The organism is Mesorhizobium sp. WSM4829 (assembly GCF_055811475.1).
On record NZ_JBVVQJ010000133.1, the window covers coordinates 1 to 676 of the forward strand.

Here is a 676-nt window from a genome sequence, read left to right on the forward strand (position 1 = left end):
CGAGATCGGCGCCCATGCGCAGCAGGCTCCGCCGTTCCTCGTCTCCCAGAGCCTCAGGCTTGTGGCGGTCGAGCGCGTCAAGCTCGTCCTGACGCTCGCGGACGGCTACGAGCGCGGCATTCCAGCGTCGCTCCAGTTCGCCTGCTACAAGCCGGTTGTCCGGGTCGACGGCGTCATACTGGCGGCGTGCATGGGCGGCTTCATAACGTGCTTGCTCGAGTGCGAGCTCCACATGGCGCCGCTTCTCTCCAGCCTGCACGGTGGAGGTCTCGATGGCCTTGATCGCCGCTTCTATGCCGAGCGGTTGAAGGCGTTGAAGAACCTCCGCGCTGACCGCCTGATCGACCCGCAACGATCCGAAGCCAATGCACGGGTCGGTTCCGTGGTTGAGCTGCGCTCCGCGGCAATGATAGCGCCCCGTATTGCCGTTGCTGCCGGAATAGGAGACATGCAGCTTGCGGCCGCAATGGCCGCAGCGCAAGAGACCGCCGAGCAGCAACTCGCCCCGGCGAAGAGCACCGCGCGGCACCAAGCCTTTGCTTGTGGCATTGTCCGTGATCAGGCCCTGATTCCTCTCAAAATCGTGCCAGCTCAGGTAACCTTCGTGATGGTCGATGAGCAAGACCTCCCAGTCGGCGCGATCGCGCCTGATCCCGCGCAAAATCCGTTTGCGTCC

At 64.2% G+C, this 676-nt stretch carries 2 pseudogenes; both read right to left on the reverse strand.

From position 1 onward, the window contains the following. Positions 1–232, reverse strand: a pseudogene (locus AC0L17_RS34520) (recombinase family protein); the annotation flags it as partial. Between the two features lie 159 nt (positions 233–391). Continuing rightward, positions 392–529: pseudogene (locus AC0L17_RS34525) on the reverse strand (recombinase zinc beta ribbon domain-containing protein); the annotation flags it as partial. Positions 530–676 lie beyond the last annotated feature (147 nt).